This window comes from Streptomyces capillispiralis (assembly GCF_007829875.1).
GTDB classification, from domain to species: domain Bacteria; phylum Actinomycetota; class Actinomycetes; order Streptomycetales; family Streptomycetaceae; genus Streptomyces; species Streptomyces capillispiralis.
On the sequence record NZ_VIWV01000001.1, the window covers coordinates 7,336,059 to 7,358,475 of the forward strand.

The following is a 22,417-nucleotide window of genomic DNA, read 5'->3' on the forward strand; positions in this document are numbered from 1 at the left end:
GTACCTGACGGCGGTCCGGCACGTGTTCGCGCGGGTACGCGCCCTGCTGGCGGACGGCGTCCGCGGCGGCGCGCTGCTCCAGGTCGTGCTCGTCGGCGACCGCGACCAGGACGCGACCCAGGCGGTGCTCGGCGGCCTGAGCGGCCTGCTGCGGACCGCGGCGCTGGAGAACCCGAAGCTGTGCACCCAGCTCGTGGACTGCCTCGACGGCGCCGCACCGGCCCTCGTCGCCGAGCGGCTGCGCGCGGAGACGGCCCCCGGGACGGCGCCCGAGGTCCGCCACCACGCGGGCCGCCGCGAGGTCAGGCGGCTCACGGAACTCGCCCCGGCACCGGACGCGGGCACCACCCCGTGGCGCGCGGGCGGCGTGTACCTCATCACCGGAGGCGCCGGGGCCCTCGGCCTGCTCACCGCGCGGGACATCGCCTCGGCCACCGCGGGCGCCACCGTCGTACTGACCGGCCGTTCGGTGCTCGACGACACCCGGCGGCAGGCGCTGGACGACCTGCGCGCCGCGGGCCTGACCGTGGAGTACCGGCGGACCGACATCACCGACCGCGCCGACGTCGCCCGCCTGGTCGCGCACATCACGCGGACGCACGGGCCGCTGACCGGCGTCGTGCACGCCGCCGGCGTGCTGCGCGACAACCTCGTCGTGAACAAGACGCCCGGGGAATGCGAGCACGTCCTCGCGCCGAAGGTCGCGGGCCTCGTCCACCTCGACGAACTGACCCGGGAACAGCCCCTGGAGCTGTTCCTGTGCTACTCGTCGACGACCGGCGCCCTCGGCAACGCGGGCCAGGCCGACTACGCGGCGGGCAACGCGTTCATGGACGCCTACGCCGCCCACCGGAGCCGCCTCGCGGCGACCGGGGCGCGCCACGGCCTGACACTGTCCCTGAACTGGCCCCTGTGGGCCGACGGCGGCATGGGCACGGACGCCGCCGTCGCGGAACGGCTGCGGCGGATGGACCTCGTCCCGCTGGACACCGAAAGCGGCCTGCGCGCCCTGCGCGCCGGCGTGGCCGCGCGCCGCACCGGCCTCGCGGACGGTCAGCTCCTCGTCGTCGCCGGACGGCGCGACGCGGTCCTGCCGCGCCTGACCGCGCGCCCCGCGCGGGCACCGCATCCCGAGCCGCACGCCGACGGCGGGACGCCGGCCGCGGCCGGGCCGAAGGCGGGTGCGGCGGGCGACGACCGTGCCCTGCTCGACCGCACCCGGCGCCACCTGCGCGCGCACCTGGCGGCGGGCCTCAAACTCGGCGTCGACCGGCTGGACGCGGAGGTGCCCCTCGAGCGCTACGGCATGGACTCCGTGGTGGCGATGAGTCTGATCGCCGAGCTGGAGACGGACTTCGGCACCCTGCCCAAGACCCTGTTCTTCGAGGTGCAGACGGTCCGCGAGCTCGCCGAGTACTTCGTCGCCCAGCACGGCGACGCGCTGCGCGCCCTGTTCGGCGAGCCGGCCACGGAGGCGCCCTCGCCGGAACCCGTGGCCACCCCTGCCCCCGTGGCCGCCGAGCCCGCGAAGGGCGCCGGCGACCGGCCCCAACCCGCCACGGTCCCGCCGCTCGCCCCCGCCCCGCGCGACGAGGGCGTGGCCATCATCGGCCTCGCCGGACGCTACCCGGGCGCGGCCGATCCGGACGCCCTGTGGACCCTGCTGCGTTCCGGCGCCGACTGCGTCACCGAGGTCCCCGCCGACCGCTGGGACCACGACGCGGTGTTCGACCCGGACCGCGACGCGCCCGGCAAGAGCTACGGCAAGTGGGGCGGCTTCCTCGACGGCGTCGACCAGTTCGACCCGCTGCACTTCGGCATCTCGCCGCGCGAGGCCGAGACCATGGACCCGCAGCAGCGGTTGTTCCTGGAGACGGTGTGGCAGCTCCTGGAGCAGAGCGGCGTCACCCAGGAGGCCGTCGAGCGCCGCTACGGCCGCCGGGTCGGCGTGTACGTCGGCGCGATGTACCAGATGTACCGGGCCGACACCGCCGACGTGGTGCGCTCCGCCCTGACCTCGGCGGCCTCGTACAACCTCATCGCCAACCGCGTCTCGCACTTCTTCGGCCTGGAGGGCCCGAGCCTCGCCGTGGACGGCATGTGCGCGTCCTCGGCGGCCGCCGTCCACCTGGCCTGCGCCGACCTGCTGAGCGGGGACAGCGAGCTGGCGATCGCCGGAGGAGTGAACCTGACCGTCCACCCCGACAAGTACCGGGCCCTCGCCCGGGCGGGTCTGCTCGGCAGCCACCCCGGCAGCCGCAGCTTCCGCGACGGCGACGGCTATCTGCCCGCCGAGGCGGTGGGGGCGGTCCTGCTCAAACCGCTGGCCGCCGCCCGCCGCGACGGCGACACCGTCCTCGCGGTCATCAAGGGCAGCGCCTCGCTGCACGGCGGCCGCGCGGGCCAGTTCATGGCGCCGAGCCGCCGGACGCAGGTCAACGTGGCCCGCAGGGCCCTGGAGAAGGCGGGCTGCGCGCCCGAGTCGATCGGCTACGTGGAGGCCGCGGCCAACGGGTCCGCGCTCGGTGACGCCGTCGAGGCGGGCGCGCTGCGCGAGGTGTTCGGCGACGTCACCGAGCCGATCGCGCTCGGCTCCGTGAAGTCCAACCTGGGCCACCCCGAGGCCGCGTCCGGCATTGCCCAGCTCACCAAGGTCGTCCTCCAGCTGCGCCACCGGGAGCTGGCCCCCCGCACCGCGGTCGGCACGCCCAACCCGGAACTGCGCCTGGACGAGGGCCCGTTGCGGTTGTGCGAGACGCTGACGCCCTGGGAACCGCGCCCCGGCACGCCCCGGCGCGCGCTGCTCAACTCCGTCGGCGCGGGCGGAAGCCACGTCAGTCTCGTCGTCGAGGAAGCACCCGACGACCGCGGCGACCGCGACGAGCGCGCGGAGGCGGCCCGGCCGATGCCGCGGCGGCCGGAGCTGATCCTGCTGTCCGCCGGCGACCCCGAGCGGCTGCGCACCGCGGCCCGCCTGCTGCACGACTTCGTCGAGCGGACGGACGCAGCGGGCCCGCACGACGCGGACGGCCCCGCCTGGCTCGCGGACGTCGCCCACACGCTGCGGACGGGCAGGGAGGCCATGGCCGAGCGCCTGGCGTTCGTCACGGACTCCCGCGCGGGCCTGCTGCGCACCCTCGCGGACTTCCTGGCCGGCCGGCCCCCGTACGCCCCGCTGTACCGGGGCAACGCCGAGGCCGGCGCCGCCACCCTGGGCGACCTGCTCGCGGGCGGCCACGGCGAGGCGTTCGTCCGCGCGCTCGTCACCGACGGCGAACTCGACCGGCTCGCCGAGCTGTGGGTGCGGGGCGGCCGGATCCCCTGGCACGCCCTGCGCACCGGGCGCGAGGGCCGCCTCGTACCGCTGCCGACGACGGCGTTCCGGCGCAAGCGGTACTGGGTGGGGCACACGGGCACGCCCACAGCGGCACCGACACCCGACGCGGCCCCCGTATCCGACGTGGCCCCGCACGCCGGGCAGGCCGGCCCCGCCGCCCCGACCGACGGCGGCGGCCACGGCGACGACATCCTCCGCTACCTCGCCGACTACTTCACCGAAGCCCTCGGCTTCACCCCCGGCGAACTCCCGCTGGACAAGGACCTGCACAGCCTGGGCGCCGACTCGGTCCTGTGGGTGCGCCTGCGGCGCGGCGTCGAGGCCGACCTCGGGCTCACGCTCACCACGCGGGAGATCGTCGAACTCGCCACCCTGGAGCGCATCGCGGCACGGCTCGCCGCGCAGCGCGCACCGGCCGACACCGGTCGGCACGACCTACCCGGGGCCGCGCGAGCGCGCGTGACCCCGCAGCCGTCCCGAGCACCAGACGTACGCGAAGCACGGGCCAGGGCGCTGGAGGAGTTCCGCCAGGGCCACGTCGGACTCGAAGAACTCAAGTCACTCATGAAGGAAGCACCGGGCGCGTGAACGAGGATCAGATTCTGGCGGGCTTCAAGGCGGGCCTCTGCACCGCCGAGGACGTGCTCGCGTTCTACGAACGACTCCAGGACTCCGCGCCGGCGGGCGGCACGGACCGGCGCGCCCTCTCCGAGGGGCAGAAGGGGCTGTGGCTGCTCCACAAGCTGCGGCCCGCGTCGGACGTGTACAACGTCCCCGTCTGCTTCCGCACGTCGGCGCCGCTCGACATCGCGGTCCTCCAGGAGGCCTTCCGGCAGGTGACGTCCCGGCACACGCTGCTGCACAGCGTGGTCGTCGAGGACGAGGGCACCCCCTACCTGGTGCGACGCCCCGACGGCGGCAACGCGCCCTTCCGGCACCGGACCGTGCCGCAGGGGCTGCCCGACGACGTCCTGCTCGCCCTCGCGCGCGAGCAGGCCAAGGCGCCCTTCGACCTGCACCAGGAGGGACCGGCACGGGCCGTCGTGTACACGGCGGGCACGGCCGACGCGCCGCGGACCCTCGTGCTGCTCGTCCTGCACCACCTGGTGTTCGACGGCGCCTCGACCCCCGTCCTGCTCCGCGACCTGCTCCACACCTACGACATCCTGCTCAAGGGCGGCACCCCCGAGCCCCCGTCCGCGCGGCACGACGCCTACGACGCGTTCGTGCGCCGGGAGGCGGACTTCCTCGCGAGCCCCGAGGGCGCCCGCCACCGCGCCTACTGGCAGGACACCCTGGCGGGTGACCTGCCCGTGCTGCGCCTCGGCATCGAGCGCGCCCCCGCACCCGGCACGCCCGTGGTGGGCGAGACCGTCGCCCTGCCGCTGCCCCAGGCCCTCGCCGCCCGGGTGCGCGACCTGTGCGCGGCCCGCGGCGTCAAGCCCGCGGTGCTCTTCCTCGCCGTGTACGAACTGCTCCTGCACCGCTACAGCGGCGAACGCGACCTCGTCGTCGGCGTGCCGTCCCTGGGCAGGCCCGACGCCGCCTATGACGACGCCGTCGGTTACTTCGTGAACATGCTGCCCGTGCGCCACGGGGTCCGCGCCGACGTGCCGTTCACGGACTTCGTACGCGAGCTGACGCTGGTCATGGCCGACGGCCTCGACCACGCGGCGTATCCGTTCCCGCGCATGGTCCAGGACCTGAACCTGCGCACGGACCCCGGCACCTCCCCGGTCTTCCAGGTGTCGTACGTCTTCCAGAACCGGCGCATGATGCGCCTGACGGACGGCGACGTGCGCGGCCTCGACCTGGCCCGTTCGCTGCGCTTCGTGGAGGAGATCTCCCAGGAGGGGGAGTTCAAGCTCCACCTGGAGATCGTCGAGCACGCCGCCGACGCCTACACCCTGCATCTGAAGTACGACGCCGAGCGGTTCGCCGCCGCGGACACCGAGCGGTTCCTCGGCCACTACGAGACCCTGCTGCGCGCCCTCGTCGACGCCCCGGAGCAGCGCCTCTCCGAAGCCTCGCACCTGTCCGAGGACGAGGTTCGCCGGTTCGACGAGTGGAACGCCACCAGCCGGCCCTTCTCCGCGGAGCGCAGCCTGCCCGACCTCCTCGCCGACGCCGTCGCCCGCCACGGCGACCGCACCGCCCTCGTGTATGGCGAGCGGTCCCTGACGTACGCCGAACTCGCCGCGCGCACCGACGCCCTGGCCGCCGAGCTGCGCCGCCGCGGCGTCACCGCGGACACGGTCGTGGGCATCTGCATGGAGCGCTCCGTGGAGATGGTGATCGCCCTGTGGGCGGTCATGAAGGCGGGCGGCGCCTACCTCCCCCTGGAGCCGGACCACCCGGCCGAACGGATCCAGTACATGATCGAGGACTCGGGCGCCCGCCTCGTCCTCACCCGGTCCGCCGCCGACGTCTTCCCGTCGACCGGGGCGTGCGCGGTGCTCCGCCTGGACGCCGACGGACGGCCGGTGCCCGCCGGCGGCCGGGACACCCGCGTGCCGGCCGCCCGGGCCGTGCCCGCCCGCGTCGCCCCCACCGACCTCGCGTACGTCATCTACACCTCGGGCTCCACCGGCCGCCCCAAGGGCGTCATGGTCGAGCACCGCGCGGCCGTCAACCGCGTCGAGTGGATGCAGAACGAGTACGCGCTGACCCCCGACGACGTCGTGCTCCAGAAGACGCCGTTCAGCTTCGACGTCTCCGTGTGGGAGTTCGTCTGGCCGCTGATCACGGGCGCGCGGCTGGTCGTCGCCGCGCCGGGCGGCCACAAGGACCCCGCGTACCTGGTGTCGCTCATCCGGGCCGCCGAGGTCACCACCGCGCACTTCGTGCCGCCCATGCTGCGGCTCATGCTCGACCACGAGGGCTGGGCCCGCTGCACCTCGCTGCGCCAGGTCTTCTGCAGCGGCGAGGCCCTGCCGCCGGAGCTGCCCGCGCGCCACTACGCCCAGCACCGCGCGCGCCTGCACAACCTGTACGGCCCGACCGAGGCCGCCATCGACGTCACCCACTGGGCCTGCCCGCCCGACACGACGACCCGCACCGTGCCCATCGGCCGCCCCATCCAGAACATTCAGCTCCACGTCCTGGACGACCTGGGCGGGCGGCAGGCCGTGGGCTGCGCGGGCGAACTGCACATCGCGGGCGTCGGTCTGGCCCGCGGCTATCTGAACAATCCGGGCCTGACGCGCGAGCGCTTCGTGCCGAACCCGTTCGCCGCGGACCCGGACGCCCGCATGTACCGCACGGGCGACCTCGTCCGGTGGTTGCCGGACGGCACCCTGGAGTACCTCGGCCGCATCGACAACCAGGTCAAGCTGCGCGGCTTCCGCATCGAACTCGACGAGATCGAGGACCGTCTCTCCCGCCACCCCGCCGTGCGCGCCTGCGCCGTCCTCGCCCGCGAGGACAGCCCCGGCAACCCGCGGCTCGTGGGCTACGTCGTCCTCGACGGGGACCGCATCGACGACGTGGGTCACGGCGAAGACGAGACCCGCACCGGAGGCGAGGGGCGCACCGGCGGCTTCCACGACGCCCTGGTGCGGCACCTGGGGCAGTCGCTGCCCGAGTACATGGTCCCGGGCGCCCTGGTCCGCCTCGACGCCCTGCCGCTGACCGCGAACGGCAAGCTCGACCGGAAGGCGCTCCCGGCCCCCGACGCCGACGCGTACGCCGTGTCCGGTGACCGGGTCGCCCCGCGCACCCCCACCGAGCGGACCCTGCTGGCGGTCTGCGCGGGCCTGCTCGGCTTCGACGAGGAGCGCATCGGCGTCCACGACAACTTCTTCGCCCTCGGCGGGCACTCCCTGCTCATCCCGAAGCTGACCGCGCGCCTGCACGACGCGGGGCTCGACTGCGATCTGCACAGCGTGTTCGCCGCCGCCACGCTCGCCGACCTGGCCGCCGCGATCGACGCGGCCCACACGACGGAGGGCCCCGACGCGCCGGACACCGCCCCGGCGCGGACGGCGTTCACCGTCCCGCCGAACGGCATCCCCGCGGACTGCGACCGGCTTACCCCGGACATGCTGCCCCTGGTCTCCCTGACCGAGGACGAGCTGGCGGCGATCGTCGCGGCCGTGCCCGGTGGCGCCCCCAACGTCCAGGACGTGTACCCGCCGGCGGCCCTCCAGGAAGGCATGCTCTTCCACCACCTCAAGGAGGGCGGCCGCGACCCGTACGTGCTCTCCGGCGTCTTCTCCTTCGAGAACAGGTCCCACCTCGACGACTTCGTCCGAGCCCTGCGCGCGGCCGTCGCCCGGCACGACGCGCTGCGCACGGCGATCCTCACCCAGGGCCTGTCGCGGCCCGTCCAGGTCGTGGTGCGCCGCGCCGAGCTCGAACTGGAGGAGTTCGAGGTGCCCGCGGGCCGCGACGCCGAGGCCGTGATCCGCGAACTCCTCGCCCGGCCGCAGGCGATGCGCCTGGACCGCGCCCCGCTGATCCGGCTGCGCGCCGCCCGGCAGCCCGGCGGGGCCACCTGGTACGCCGCGCTCAACCTGCACCACGTCATCGACGACGCGACCTCGCTCGGCCTGCTGTTCCGTGAGATCGTCGCCCATATGACGGGTCGCGCCGGGGAACTGGCCCCGCCCGCGCCGTACCGCGACTTCATCGCCCACGTACAGCACCGCGCGCGCGAACTCGACCCGGCGGACCACTTCCGGGACCTGCTCGGCGACGTCACCGAGCCCACCGTGATGTTCGGCCTCCAGGACGTCCACGGCGATGGCCGCCGCGTCCTCGACCTGCGCCGCCCGCTCGACGCCCGCCTCGGCGAGCGGATCCGCGCCTGCGCGAAGGACCTGCGGGTCGGCCCGGCCACGCTGTTCCACGCGGGCTGGTCCCTGGTCGTGGCGGCGTGCGCGGGCCGCGACGACGTGGTCTTCGGCACCGTCCTGTCCGGCCGCCTCCAGGGCCCGCGCGGCATCGAGCGCATGCTCGGCAACTTCATCAACACCCTCCCCGTGCGCGTCGACCTGGCCGGGACGAGCGTGCGCGACCTGGTGAGCACCATCGACGGCACCCTGCGCGGCCTCGTGCGCCACGAGCAGACCCCGCTGGCCGTCGCCCACGGCCACAGCGCCGTACCGCCGGAGACGCCGCTGTTCAACGCGATCCTGAACTACCGGCACCTGGAGTCCGACGACCGCATCGACGACACCGAGCTGGAACGCGCGGGGGTCACGTCCCTCGCGGGCGTCATCGAGCGCAGCAACTACCCCATCGCCCTGTCCGTCGACGACCTCGGGCATGCCTACTCGCTCGACGCGCAGATCGACCAGGCCCAGGACGCCGAGTCGGTCATCCGCTACCTAGAAACCGCCATGGAACGCCTCGTCGACGCCCTCACCACCGAGGGCGAGGAGCAGCGCCCCGCCCTGGACCTGCCGGTCCTGAGCGATGCCATGCGTCATCAGGTGCTGGCCGGGTGGAACGGGGTGCCTGTGGTGGCTCCGGTGGAGCGGTGTCTGCATGGTTGGTTCGAGGAGGTTGTGGCGGGGTCGCCCGATGCGGTGGCGGTGGAGTTCGAGGGGCGTGGTCTGTCGTATGGGGAGTTGAACGCGCGGGCGAACCGCCTGGCCCGGTATCTGCGGGGTGTGGGGGTGGGTCCTGAGGTGCTGGTCGCGTTGTGTCTGCCGCGCAGTGAGCATCTCGTGGTGGCGGTGCTGGCGGTGCTGAAGGCGGGGGGTGCTTATGTGCCGGTGGATCCGGCGTCTCCGGCGGACCGGCTGGCGCACATTCTGGCGGACAGCGGGCCCCGTGTTCTGATCAAGGACGGTGCGCTGCCCGACGGCCTCGCCGTTCCGTCGGTCCCCGTCGTGGACGTGCGTGCCGACGCCGGCCTGTGGGCGGACCTTTCGGCGGACGACGTCACCGGCACGGGTGTGGGTCCCGCGCACGCCGCCTACGTGATCTATACGTCGGGTTCGACGGGTGTGCCGAAGGGTGTGGTGGTCGAGCACCGCAATGTGGTGCGGTTGTTCACGTCGACGGACGACTGGTTCCGTTTCGGTGAGCGGGATGTGTGGACTCTGTTCCACTCGTTCGCGTTCGATTTCTCGGTGTGGGAGATCTGGGGGGCGTTGCTGCACGGGGGCCGGCTGGTGGTGGTGCCGCAGGCGGTGACGCGTAGTCCGGAGGAGTTCTACCGGCTGTTGTGTGCGTCGGGTGTGACGGTGCTGAATCAGACGCCCAGTGCCTTCCGGCAGTTGATCGCGGCGCAGGGCGAGGATCCGGAGCCGCATGCGGTGCGTGTGGTGGTGTTCGGTGGTGAGGCGCTGGAGGTCGCCTCGCTCAGGCCCTGGCTGCGCCGTCCGGTGAACAAGGACACGCAGCTGGTGAACATGTACGGCATCACCGAGACCACGGTGCATGTCACCTATCACCTGCTCACCGACGGCGACCTCGGCCGGCCCGTGAGTCCCATCGGCCGTCGTATCCCGGATCTGTGCACCTACGTCCTGGACTCGCACGGTCGTCCCGCGCCGGTGGGCGTGGTGGGGGAGTTGTATGTCGGTGGTGAGGGTGTGGCCCGTGGTTATCTGAACCGGCCGGAGCTGACGGCCGAGCGGTTCCTGGAGGATCCGTTCCGTGAGGAGCCGGGGGCGCGTATGTACCGTTCCGGTGACCTGGCCCGGTGGCTGCCCGACGGTTCGCTTGAGTATCTGGGCCGCAATGACGACCAGGTGAAGATCCGCGGTTTCCGTATCGAGCTGGGTGAGATCGAGGCCCGCCTCGCCGGACACCCCGCCGTCCAGGACGCCCGCGTCCTGGTGCGCGGCTACGACGACCAGGACCAGCGCCTCGTCGCCTACGTCGTACCGTCGTCCGAGACCGCGCCGGCCGTACGCGAACTCCTGCGCCTGGACCGCACCGAGCCGGAAGCGCTCGCACGGACCTACGAACTGCCCAACGGCATGACGGTGTTCCAGCAGAACAGGAGCGAGACCGACTTCGTCTACGACGAGATCTTCACCCACCTCGAATACCTGCGGAACGGCATCACCATCGAGGACGGCGACACCATCCTCGACGTGGGCGCCAACATCGGCCTGTTCACGCTGTTCGCGGGCAGCCGCTGCCCCGGCGCCCGGATCCACGCCTTCGAGCCCATTCCACCCGTCTTCGACTCGCTGCGGCGCAACGTCGCGCTGCACGGTCTGAACGCCACGGTGCACGAATGCGGCCTCGCCGCCGAGGCCAAGCAGGAGACCTTCACCTTCTACCGCCACAACACCGTCATCTCCTCCAGTGTCACCACCGCCGAACAGGCCCACGACCTGGTGCGCTCCTACCTGCGCAACCAGGAGGAGCTGACCGACGAGGGCGCGGACGCGGCCACTGCCGGGGACGACCTCGTCGACGCGGTGGTCGACGCCCGCCTCGACAGCGAGCAGTTCACCTGCCGCCTGCGAACCCTCTCGGAAGTCATCGCGGAGGAGTCCCTCGACCGGATCGACCTGCTGAAGGTCGACGTGGAGAACGCCGAGTACGAGGTGCTCAAGGGCATCCACTGGCGGGACTGGCCGAAGATCCGGCAGCTCGTCGTCGAACTCCACGACGTCGACGGACAGCTGGAGAAGGTCGTCACCCTCCTCAAGGCCCTCGGCTACGACGTCGTCTGCGAGCAGGACAACCGTCTGCTGCGCAACACGACCCTCTACAACGTCTACGCCCGCCGCGCCGCCGCCGACGGCACCCCGCGGACCCCCGCGCCCGCCGCGACCGCGGCCCCGCGCTGGTCCGGCCGGACCGCCCTGCTCGCCGACGTGCGCGCCGCACTCGGCGCGGCGCTGCCCGAGTACATGATCCCGGCCGCGCACGTCCTCCTCGAAGAGCTGCCCCTGACCCAGAACGGCAAGCTCGACCAGCGGGCCCTGCCCGCACCCGAGGACCGCCAACGGCTCGCCGGGCGCCGCGTCGCACCCCGCACCGAGGCGGAGCGGACCGTCGCGGGCGTCTGGGCCGAACTGCTGCGCACCGACGCCGAAACCCTGGACGTCGACAGCGACTTCTTCGCCCTCGGCGGCAACTCGCTGCTCGTCACCCGCCTCGTCAACCGCCTCGCCCAGGCGACGGGCGCCGAACTCACCGTGCAGGCCGTCTTCGAGGGGCCCACGCTCGCGGCGATGGCCGCCGAGCTGGAGCGGCGCGCGCCCGTGACGCCGCAGGGCGGGGAACTCGACGTCGCCGCGATCCTGGAGAGCATCGACTTGATCGAGAACATGAGCGAAGAAGAGCTGGACGCCTGGGAAGGCCGGATCAAGTGACCACGACGCCGACGACGACCACCCCGGACAACGGCACCTCCCTCGACCTGATCCGGAGGATCAAGTCGCTGCCCGCCAACAAGCAGCGCGCCCTCATCGCGATGCTGAAGAAGCAGGGCGTCGACCTGTCGGCCCTGGAGGCGATAGGTCCCCGCCCGCACACCGCGGACGAGCCGGTCCCGCTGTCCTTCGCCCAGCAGCGCCTGTGGTTCCTGGCCCAGCTGGACGGCACCAGCGCCTACTACAACATCCCCATGGCGATGCGGCTGAGCGGCCCGCTCGACCGCCCCGCCCTGCTGCGCGCCCTGGAGACGATCGTCCAGCGCCACGAGGCGCTGCGGACCCGCTTCGTCGTACGCGACGGCGTGCCGTACCAGGAGATCGGCGACGGCCAGGACTTCACCGTCGGCGAGGAAGCGCTCACCGACCCCGCCGCGCTCCCCTCGCTCTGCGAACGCGAGGCCGTGGCGCCCTTCGACCTGGCCCGCGACTCGCTCATCCGCGTCCGCCTCCTGCGTGAGTCGGAGCGCGAGCACGTCCTGCTCGTCACCATGCACCACAGCGTCTCCGACGGCTGGTCGCTCGGTGTGTTCTTCCGCGAGATGGTCACCCTGTACGAGGCGTTCCACGCGGGCGAGCCGTCCCCGCTCGCGCCGCTGCCCATCCAGTACGCGGACTACGCGCACTGGCAGCGTCAGTGGCTCGTCGACGAGGTGCAGGACCGCCAGCTCGGCTACTGGACCCGCCGGCTCGAAGGCGTCGACCCGCGCCTGCCCCTGCCGGCCGACCGCACCCGCCCGGCCATCAAGACGTACGAGGGCGCGCACGAACGCTTCCACCTGCCCGGGGACCTGCTGCGGCAGCTCAAGGCCCTCGCCGAGCAGCACGACGTCACGCTCTACATGACGCTGCTGTCCGTCTACGCCCTCCTGCTGCACCGCTACAGCGAGCAGACCGACATCGCCATCGGCACGCCCGTCGCGAACCGCCAGCGCATCGAGTCCGAAGGGCTCATCGGCTTCTTCGCCAACACCCTGGTCATGCGCGCCGACCTGTCCGGCGACCCGTCCTTCACCGACCTGCTCGGCCGCGTCAAGGACATGGCGCTCCAGGCCTTCAGCCATCAGGACGTGCCCTTCGAAGCGGTCGTCGACGCCCTGCAACCGGAACGCAGCCTCAGCCACTCGCCGCTCTTCCAAGTCGCCTTCGTGCTCCAGGAGGCGCACACCGACCGCGAGGTGCGCCTCGGCGACCTCGACGTCTCCCTCATCGAGTTCGACTTCGACATCACCAAGTTCGACGCGACGCTCGACCTGCGCGAGACCCCCGACGGGCTGATCGGCGCCTTCGAGTACAACACCGGCCTCTTCGACCGCGAGACGGTCGAACGCTTCGTCCGCCACTACACCGCGCTGCTCCACGCCGTCGTCGCCGCGCCGGAGGAGCGGCTCTCACGGCTCAGCACCCTCGACGCCGACGAACGTCACCAGGTGGTGGCCGGGTGGAACGAGGTGTCCGAGGAAGCCCCGGTGGAGCGGTGCCTGCACGGGTGGTTCGAGGAGGTCGCGGAGCGTTCCCCCGACGCGGTGGCGGTGGAGTTCGAGGACCGCTGTCTGTCGTACGGGGAGCTGAACGCGCGGGCGAATCGTCTGGCCCGGTATCTGCGTGGTCTGGGGGTGGGCCCGGATGTCCTGGTGGCGCTGTGCCTGCCGCGCAGCGAGCACCTCGTGGTGGCGGTGCTGGCGGTGCTCAAGGCGGGGGGTGCCTACGTGCCGGTGGATCCGGCGTCCCCGGCGGACCGTCTCGCGCACATTCTGGCGGACAGCGCGCCGCGGGTTCTGATCAAGGACGGTGCGCTGCCCGACGGCCTCGCCGTTCCGTCGGTCCCCGTCGTGGACCTGCGCGCCGATGCCGGCCTGTGGGCGGACCACGCCGCCGACGATCTGTCGCTGCCGGACCTGACGCCGTCCGCCATGGCATATGTGATCTACACGTCGGGTTCGACGGGTGTGCCGAAGGGTGTGGTGGTCGAGCACCGCAATGTGGTGCGGTTGTTCACGTCGACGGACGACTGGTTCCGTTTCGGTGAGCGGGATGTGTGGACTCTGTTCCACTCGTTCGCGTTCGATTTCTCGGTGTGGGAGATCTGGGGGGCGTTGCTGCACGGGGGCCGGCTGGTGGTGGTGCCGCAGGCGGTGACGCGTAGTCCGGAGGAGTTCTACCGGCTGTTGTGTGCGTCGGGTGTGACGGTGCTGAATCAGACGCCCAGTGCCTTCCGGCAGCTGATCGCGGCGCAGGGCGAGGATCCGGAGCCGCATGCGGTGCGTGTGGTGGTGTTCGGTGGTGAGGCGCTGGAGGTCGCCTCGCTCAGGCCCTGGCTGCGCCGTCCGGTGAACAAGGACACGCAGCTGGTGAACATGTACGGCATCACCGAGACCACGGTGCATGTCACCTATCACCTGCTCACCGACGGCGACCTCGGCCGGCCCGTGAGTCCCATCGGCCGTCGTATCCCGGATCTGTGCACCTACGTCCTGGACTCGCACGGTCGTCCCGCGCCGGTGGGCGTGGTGGGGGAGTTGTATGTCGGTGGTGAGGGTGTGGCCCGTGGTTATCTGAACCGGCCGGAGCTGACGGCCGAGCGGTTCCTGGAGGATCCGTTCCGTGAGGAGCCGGGGGCGCGTATGTACCGTTCCGGTGACCTGGCCCGGTGGCTGCCCGACGGTTCGCTTGAGTATCTGGGCCGCAATGACGACCAGGTGAAGATCCGCGGTTTCCGTATCGAGCTGGGTGAGATCGAGGCCCGCCTCGCCGGACACCCCGCCGTCCAGGACGCCCGCGTCGTCGCCCGCGAGGACACGCCGGGCGACCGGCAGCTCGTCGCCTACACCGTCCTGCGCCCCGGCGCCGACGAGCCGGACCAGCACGCCGAGTTCGCTCGCCACCTGCGCCGGACCCTCCCCGACTACATGATCCCCAGCGCCTTCGTGGCCCTGGAGCGACTGCCCATCACCGGCAACGGCAAGCTCGACCACAAGGCCCTGCCCGCACCCGGCATCGAGGCCTTCGCGCAGCGCGCCTACGCGGCACCGAGCACCGTCACCGAGCGGACCCTCGCCGCGGCCTGGGCCGAACTCCTCGGCTTCGACGAGGACCGCATCAGCGCGCGCGACAACTTCTTCGCGCTCGGCGGCCACTCCCTGCTCATCACCGTCCTCATCGCCCGCCTCAAGGAGCGCGGCCTCGACGTCACCGTCCGCAGCGTCTTCAGCAGCCCCACGCTCGCCGACCTCGCCGCCGACATCGACCGCGCGGGCCCGGCCGCCACCGGCTACGCCGTACCCGCACCGGCGATACCGGAGGGCTGCGAGCGGATCACGCCCGAGATGCTGCCGCTGGTCCGCCTGGACCAGGCCGCCGTCGACGCCCTCACCTCCCGGGTGCCCGGCGGCGCCGCCAACGTGCAGGACGTCTACCCGCTCGTGCCCTCGCAGGAAGGCATCCTCTTCCATCACCTGATGGACCCCGCCAACGACCCGTACGTCATCCCCATCCTGCTCACCGCCCCCGACCGGGAGACGTGCGACACCTTCGTGGCGGCACTCCAGGCCGTGGTGGACCGGCACGACGTGATGCGCACGGCCGTCGTCACCGAAGGCCTCGGCGAACCCGTGCAGGTGGTCCTGCGCGACGTCCGCCTCGACGTGGAGCGGCGCACCCTCGACGCCGCCGACTCCGCAGCCGCCGAGGAGCGGGCCCGCGCCTGGCTCGCGGACCCGGGCACGATCACGCTGGACCGGGCGCCGCTGCTGCGGCTCGCCGTCGCCGCCGACCCGCACTCCGCACGGCACTTCCTGCTCCTCCGCGTCCACCACCTCATCGAGGACGCGACCTCGCTGCGCCTCATCCTCGAAGAGCTCGCCGCGCACATGACGGGCCGCGCCGACGAGCTGCCCCCGGCCCCCGCCTACCGCGACTTCGTCGGCCACACCCTGCACCAGCTCGCCGCCAACGACGCCGAGGCGTACTTCCGCCGCGAACTGGGCGACGTCACCGAACCCACCACGCCCTTCCAACTCGTCGACGTGCACGGCGACGGCAGCCGCGTGCGCGACCTGCGCCGCTCCCTGCCACCCGCCCTCACGAGCCGTCTGCGCGAGCAGGCCCAGCGCCTGCGCGTCAGCCCCGCCGCGCTCTTCCACGCCGCCTGGGCCCTGGTCACGGCGGCCACCGGCGGACGCGACGACGTGGTCTTCGGCACCGTCCTGTCCGGCCGGCTCCAAGGCGTGCCCGGCGTCGAACGGATGCTCGGCAACTTCATCAACACCCTGCCCCTGCGGGTGCGCCTCGCCGACCGCACCGTCAAGGACCTGGTGTCCGCCGTGGACGCCTCCCTCAAGGAACTGATCGCCCACGAGCAGAGCGCGCTGACCCTGGCCCAGCGCTCCAGCGGCCTGGACGGCGACGCCACCCTGTTCAGCTCGATGATCAACTACCGGTACTTCGAGCCGCGCCAGGGCGACCTGGGCCCGGCCACGCTCGAGGACCTCGGCATCCACTGGCTGGGCTCCCTCGACCGCACCAACTACCCGGTGGGCGTGTCCGTCGACGACACCGGCACCGAACTCTCCCTCAACGCCCAGGTCGACACCGCGCTCTCGCCCGACGCCGTCCTCGGCTACGTGGAAACCGCGGTGTCCGGCCTCGTCGACGCCCTGGCCGCCGACGACGGCGCCGGCACGCGGGCGCTCGACATCGACGTGCTTCCGGCCGCCGAACGCCACCGCCTGCTGACCGAGTGGAACGACACAGACCAGCCCTACCCGGACGACCACTGCCTCTTCGAACTCTTCGAGGAACACGTCCGGCGGCGCCCCGACGCCATCGCCGTCGAACACGGCGAGCAGCGCCTCACCTACGCCGAGGTCAACGCCCGCGCCAACCGCGTCGCGCACTGGCTGCGTGAGCAGGGCGTCGGCCCCGACACCCTGGTCGGCCTGTGCGCCCGCCGCTCCCCGGAGCTGGTGACCGGCCTGCTCGGCATCCTCAAGGCCGGCGGCGCCTACGTGCCCATCGACCCGGACTACCCCCGAGAGCGCATCCGCACCCTGGTCGCCACCTCCGGCGTCGGCATCGTGCTGAGCCAGTCCCACCTGCCGTCCGGGACGCTCAGCGACGCGGACGGGGGCGAGCGACTCCAGATCGTCCACCTCGACACCGGCGAACGCGCCGGGGACGGCACACAACTGCTCGCCGGCCGCCCCGAGCACGACCTGACGCGCGCCGAACTCGGCCTCACCCCCGAGCACCTCGCCTACGCCATCTTCACCTCGGGCTCCACCGGCGTGCCCAAGGGCGTCCTCGTCGAACAGCGCGGCGTCGTCCGTCTGGTGCGCAACCCCGACTACTTCCCCACGGACCGCGACACCGTGGTGCTCCACCACTCCTCGATCTCGTTCGACGTCGGCTCCCAGGAGGTCCTCGGCCCGCTGCTGTGCGGGGGACGGCTCGTCCTGCACGACGGCGACTCCAAGGACGCCGGCGCGCTCCTGGACCGCGCCGAGCGCTCCGGCGTCACGATGATGGCCCTGTCCGCGGCCTTCCTGCCCGCCTTCGCCGAGGCCGCGCAGGGGCGGCGGCTGCCGCTGACGTACCTCGGCGTCGGCGGCGAGGCCTTCTCCGCCAAGGACGTGCGCCGCCTGTACGCGGCCCACCCCGGCCTGACCGTCGTCAACGCCTACGGACCGACCGAGAACAGCATCGCCTCCACCTGCCACGTGATCCCCCGGGACATCCCCGAGGACGCGGTCGTCCCCATCGGCAGGCCCATCGCCCAGTCCACCGCCCACGTCCTCGACGCGCACCTGCGGCTGGTGCCGCCGGGCGTCGTCGGCGAGCTGTGCGTGGGCGGCGCGGGCGTCGGCCGCGGCTACCTCGGCAACCCCGAGCTCACGAAGGAGCGGTTCGTCACCGACCCCTTCGCCACGAAGCCCGGCGCCCGCCTCTACCGCACCGGCGACCTGGTGCGCCGACTGCCCGACGGCACCCTGGAGTTCGTCGGCCGCGTCGACGACCAGGTGAAGGTCCGCGGCTTCCGCGTCGAACTCGGCGAGATCGAGAACGCGCTGCACTCCCACCCCGCCGTGCGCGGCGCCGTCGTCACCACCCAGGCCGACGGCGAGACGAAGAGGCTCGTCGCCTACGTCAGGCCCACGGCCGACTGGCTGGACGCCACCGCGCGTGAGCAGAACGCCGACCGCCTGGAGCAGTGGCAGGACCTCTTCGAGGACCAGTACGGCACCGGCGCGGACGAGCGGACGAACACCACGACACCCGGCCCCGCCGCCTTCGGGGACGACCTGAACCTGGTCGGCTGGAACTGCAGCTACACCGGGGACGCCATCCCCGAGCACGAGATGCGCGAGTGGATCGACGGCACCGTCCGCCGCATCGAGGAACTGCGGCCCCGCAGGCTCCTGGAGGTCGGCTGCGGAACGGGGCTGCTCCTGTTCCGCTACGCCGGAGCCTGCGAGGCCGTCCACGCCGTCGACATCTCCGCGTCCGCCCTGGCCGGGGTGCGGCGCGGCGCCGAACGGCGCGGCTGGTCGCACGTCACCCTCGCGCAGGGCGACGCCCGTTCCGTGACGCTGCCCGAAGGCGCCGACGGCACGGAGAAGTTCGACACCGTCGTCATCAACTCCGTGGTCCAGTACTTCCCGAACCGGCTCTACCTCGAAGAGGTCATCGAGCGGCTGCTGCCGCTCGTCACCGACGGCGGCCGGATCCTCGTCGGTGACGTCAGGAACCTCGACCTGTTCTCCGCGCACGTCACCGCCGTCGAGCGCAGCCGCCTGTCCGCCCGCGCCACCGTGACGGCCCTGGCCCGCCAGGTGCAGCGCCGCCGCCAGCAGGAGACCGAACTCCTCGTCAGCCCGAGCTACTTCGCCGCGCTGCCCCGGCGGTTCGCGGACATCGGCTCCGTCGACATCGCCGTCAAGCGCGGCACCGGCGGCAACGAGATGCTCGGCTACCGCTACGACGTGGTCCTCACCAAGGGCCCGGCCACCGCACCCGACGCCGACCTGCCGTGGCTGACCGCCGGCACGCCCGGCGAACTGCGCGCCCTGCTCGCCGACGGCCGCCCGCGGTTCGGCGTCACGGGCCTCGACAACCCGCGCGTCGCCGACGACGTCCGGGCCTGCGAGAGCCTGCGCGGCACCACGGCACACCCGTACGTCGAGCCCCTGGGCGCGAGCCGCCTCACGGACGCCGCCGTCCAGCGGGTGCACGACCTGGAGGACGCCCTCGCGTACGCCGAGGAACTCGGCTACGGCGTCGCCGTCACCTGGTCCCAGGACCGCCTCGACGGCCTCGACGTGCTCCTCGCCCAGGGGGAGCGGCCGACCGCGCGGGCCCGGAACGCCTACGCCGCGACCCACCTGGCCAACGTGCCGCAGATCGCCACCACAGGCCAGGCCCTGACCCGCACCCTGAAGGACCACCTGACGGGCAGGATCCCCGAGTACATGGTCCCCAGCGTCTTCGTCGCCCTCGAAGAGCTGCCGCTCACCCCCAACGGCAAGGTCGACAAGCGGGCCCTGCCGGCTCCCGACGAGGCCGACGTGCACAAGGAGGCCTACGTCGCGCCGCGCACCGCCACCGAGCGGACACTGTGCCGCCTCGTCCAGGACGTCCTCGACCTCGACCGCGTCGGACTCCAGGACGGCTTCTTCGACCTCGGCGGGCACTCGCTGCTCGCCACCCGGCTCACCATCCGTGTCAAGCAGGAGACCGGCAAGGAACTGCCGCTCCAGTCGATCCTCGCGGGCGCGACCCTCGGCGAGCTGGCCGCCGCGCTGGACGCCTCGCCCGGCCGCCCGGCCGACGAGAGCGCCCCGCTGACACCCGGCACCGGACCCGGCGACGAGAGCCCGCTCTCCTGCCAGCAGAGCGAACTGTGGTTCCTCGACCCGCACGAGCACCTCGGCTCGGCCCACGACAACGTGCAGATGGCCTACCGCGTCATCGGCCCCCTCGACCGGCGGGCCTACGCGCGCGCCTTCGAAGCGCTCGTGGCCCGGCACGCCGTGCTGCGCACCAGCTACCCGCGGCGCGGCGACACCTACGTCCAGCGGGTGAACGACCCCACCGGCTTCGCCGTCGCCCTCGAGGACGTCACGGGCGACAGCGAGGTCACCGAGTTCCTCCGCGCCGAGCGGCTCCGGCCGTTTGGGCCCGAGGACCGGCACATGCTGCGCGTCCACATCCTGACGCTCACGCCGTACGAACACGTCGCCGTCGTCACCCGGCCCTGGGGCATCTTCGACGGCTGGTCGACCGGCGTCTTCATCGCCGAACTCAACGCCCTGTACCAGGCGCTGAGCCGCGGCGAGGAACCGACGCTGCCCGAACCTCCCGTCCAGTACGCGGACTTCGCGCGCTGGCAGCACCGGACCTTCGACGCCGGGGCCCGCGCACGGCAGACGGAGTACTGGCGCTCCCAGCTCGCGGGCCTGCCGGCCCGCACCGCGCTGCGCACCGACTACCGGCGGCCCGGGACCAAGTCGTACCAGGGCTCCTCGGTCGAGGTGCACGTTCCCGCCGCGGTGCTCGACCAGCTCAAGCGGGTCAGCAAGGAACGCGGCGGCACGCTCTATCTGACGCTCCTCTCGGCGTTCGCGACGCTGCTCGGCGCCCGCACCGACGACCGGGAGCTCGCCATCGGCTCGCCGGTGACCAACCGGCCCCGCCCCGAGCTGGAGCGCCTCGTCGGCTACTTCATCAACGTGCTGGTCATACGCCTGGACGTGCGGCCCGAGCAGGCCTTCGACGAACTCCTCGCACAGGCCCAGCAGGTGACCGCGGCCGCCCACGAGCACAAGGACGTCCCGTTCGCCGACCTCGTCACGGCCCTGGTGCCCGAGCGCGACCCGGCGCACTCGCCGCTGTTCCAGGTCATGTTCAACCTGGTGCCCGCCGCCGAAGCCGCGCCGGCGGACCCCACCGGCCTCGGCTTCGTGCCCCTGCCCACCGACAGCGGCACGGCCAGGTTCGACCTCAACCTCGTCGTCCGCGAGACCCCCGAAGGGCTGCGAGGCTACCTGGAGTACAGCACCGACCTGTACGCCAGGAGCACGGCCCGAGAGCTCGCGGCCGCCTACGAGAGACTGCTGCTCAAGATCGTCACGCAGCCCGGCGAGAGCCTCGCCCGGCTGCGCGAGGCGGCGGCGGACGGCGGTGCCGGATGAGCACCGCCGCCACCCGCCCCGCCCGTCCCGCCCCGACCAGCGAAAGCGCGCACATGACCAAGGAAAAGACCTTCACCCTGATCGTCGACGCCGTCCGCGAGATCCTCCCCGAACTCGCCGACCACGACTTCGGCGAGACCGACACCCTGGACGGGCTCGGCGCCAACTCCATGGACCGCGCGGAGATCGTCATGACCGTCCTGGAGGAGATGGACCTCGACATACCCCTGGTCGACACCCACGGGCCGCGGAACCTGGGCGAGCTCGCCCAGCACCTCAGCGACACGGCAGCGGTCAAGGCCGGGTGACGTGAGCGACTCCGCAGGGCTCGTCGTCACCGGCATCGGCGTCACCACCGCCGTGGGCCGGGGCAAGGCCGACTTCACCCGGGCGCTGTTCGCCGGGGAGCACCGGTTCGCCGTCATGGACCGGCCCGGGCGGCAGTCCGGCACCCGCTTCGTGGGCGCCGAACTGCCCGACCCGGTCCCGGCCCCCCGGCTCGACGCCCGCGACCTGCGCACCGCGTCCCTCACCGGACAGGTCGCCCTGGCCACCCTCGAAGAGGCGTGGACCGAGGCGGGCCTCGACGGCTACGACGCCGACCGGATCGGCCTCGTCATCGGCGGCAGCAACCTCCAGCAGCGCGAACTCGTCCGGGCTCACGACCGGCACCGGGCCAAACCGCACTTCCTGCGGCCCAGCTACGGCCTGTCGTTCCTGGACACCGACCTGTGCGGCCTGTGCACGAGCGCCTTCGGGATCCGCGGCCTGGCCCACACCGTGGGGGGCGCCTCGGCCAGCGGGCAGCTCGCCGTCATCGAGGCGGCCGAGGCCGTCGCCGCGGGGCGCGTCGACGTGTGCGTCGCCCTGGGCGCGCTCGCCGACCTGTCGTACTGGGAGCTGCTCGGCCTGCGCGCCATGGGCGCCATGGCGGGCGAGGACCACGCCGACGCGCCCGCCGAGGCCTGCCGCCCCTTCGACAGGGGGCGGTCCGGCTTCGTCTACGGCGAGGCCTGCGCCGCCCTGGTCATCGAGCGCCGGGACGCCCGCCCGGCCGCCCCCGCCCCCTACGCGCGGCTCAGCGGCTGGTCCGTGCGCCTGGACGGCAACCGCGACCCCAACCCGTCCCTGGCGGGCGAGACCGCGGCGATCCGCCAGGCCCTGCACCGCGCCGGACTCACCGCACGGGACATCGACTACGTCAACCCGCACGGCACCGCGTCCCCCACGGGCGACGAGACCGAAGTGGCGGCGCTCAAGGCCTGCGGCCTCACCCACGCCGCGGTCAACGCCACCAAGTCGATCACCGGCCACGGTCTGACGGCCGCCGGAGCCGTCGAGGCTGCCGCCTCCCTGCTGCAGATGCGGCACGGGCGACTGCACCCCACGCGCAACCTCACCGCACCCGTCGACGACGCCCCGCGCTGGGTGCGCGGGCAGGCCGTCGACGCCGACATCCAGCACTGCCTGAGCCTGAGCATGGGCTTCGGCGGCATCAACACCGCACTGTGCCTGAGCGCGTGCGCCGCATAGAGAGCAGAACA

Annotated in this window: 4 protein-coding genes and 1 pseudogene (1 of these 5 running past the window's edge); all 5 read left to right on the forward strand. The window is 72.8% G+C overall.

What is annotated here, in order from left to right; translation table 11 throughout:
- Positions 1-3,925 carry the 3' end of an SDR family NAD(P)-dependent oxidoreductase gene (locus FHX78_RS37740; RefSeq protein ID WP_268257236.1) on the forward strand. 10,376 nt of this gene lie to the left of the window's left edge, so 3,925 of the gene's 14,301 nt are visible here — the last part of the coding sequence; the start codon falls outside the window, past its left edge; it ends in the stop codon at positions 3,923-3,925.
- A pseudogene (locus FHX78_RS38345) lies at positions 3,922-11,484 on the forward strand (amino acid adenylation domain-containing protein); the annotation flags it as partial. The gene FHX78_RS37740 and the pseudogene FHX78_RS38345, both read left to right, overlap by 4 nt.
- 137 nt (positions 11,485-11,621) lie before the next feature.
- The gene (locus FHX78_RS32200; protein WP_244403715.1) at positions 11,622-20,873 is read left to right on the forward strand and encodes a non-ribosomal peptide synthetase; all 9,252 of its coding nucleotides are present in this window, start codon (positions 11,622-11,624) and stop codon (positions 20,871-20,873) included.
- Between the two features lie 53 nt (positions 20,874-20,926).
- A complete protein-coding gene (locus tag FHX78_RS32205; protein WP_145870878.1) occupies positions 20,927-21,181 on the forward strand; it encodes an acyl carrier protein in 255 nt (84 codons plus the stop codon).
- Position 21,182: 1 nt separating this feature from the next.
- On the forward strand, positions 21,183-22,406 hold the full coding sequence (locus FHX78_RS32210) for a beta-ketoacyl synthase N-terminal-like domain-containing protein (protein ID WP_145870879.1): 1,224 nt from the start codon (positions 21,183-21,185) through the stop codon (positions 22,404-22,406).
- Positions 22,407-22,417: the final 11 nt, after the last annotated feature.